Source organism: Bartonella sp. AA86SXKL, assembly GCF_042196885.1.
The window spans coordinates 1-699 of record NZ_JBHIRE010000348.1 but is presented as its reverse complement, the minus strand read 5'-3'; the positions used below and the strand labels follow the sequence as shown (position 1 = coordinate 699).

The window sequence follows — 699 nt, the reverse complement described above, 5'->3', positions numbered from 1 at the left end:
AGGCTTATTTGGGGGAGCGCTCATGGCACATTTTTTTGAATATGGCTTTATTGGCTATTGGTTTGGCATGATTGGTGCCAGCTTAATCGTTTCTCTCTTTAACTATGTGCGCGTAGGTTATTTAATAAAGCGCTATAAGCATTAACTATAAGGGCATAGTTCCACTGTCCATAGAGTTCTGCTTACAATAAGGAGTAAGTTCGGTAAATTTGCAGAGTTTAATTCCGTAAAAAATGACTAGAAAAACATGCTTAATTTATACCCTACTGAGAAGCAATTTAAAGAAGTTATTGTTTTTATAACTAATAATAATCGCGGTGCTAAAGTGTATGTATTTGTCAAAACAATCGCAGCTGCTGGTGGTGTTATTCTTACAAGTCTTAATTCATGGGTTTTGAAGAATGCTTTTGATAATTTAAATTATGATGTTTTTTGGGGTAAAGTTATTGATCTTACTTCTCATAGCAATAGATCCTAAAATACGCACTATCATGTGAAATTTAGTACCAGTTAATACACACGCTCTATGGACCCTCACTGCAATGTTAAGTTGCTTTAGCTAAAGATGATTTTGCATCTAAGGATGAAAGTTGTACATGAATATAAGCGTACTTTGCTCGAAGAGACGCATAAATTTCCAAGTGCCGCGGTGGTTGTTGCAGAATGATTGATGCACGAAATACTTAACGTAAGCGCGGG

At 35.9% G+C, this 699-nt stretch carries 1 protein-coding gene; it reads left to right on the top strand.

What is annotated here, in order from left to right:
* The first annotated feature begins 247 nt into the window (after positions 1–247).
* Positions 248–478 carry a hypothetical protein gene (locus ACFIO5_RS11940; protein WP_120100939.1) on the top strand — a complete coding sequence of 77 codons (231 nt, stop codon included), beginning with the start codon at positions 248–250 and terminating at the stop codon, positions 476–478.
* Positions 479–699 lie beyond the last annotated feature (221 nt).

Coding starts and splice junctions, on each gene's coding strand:
- ACFIO5_RS11940 (WP_120100939.1), top strand. CDS start 248: ATGCTTAATTTATACCCTACTGAGAAGCAATTTAAAGAAGTTATTGTT.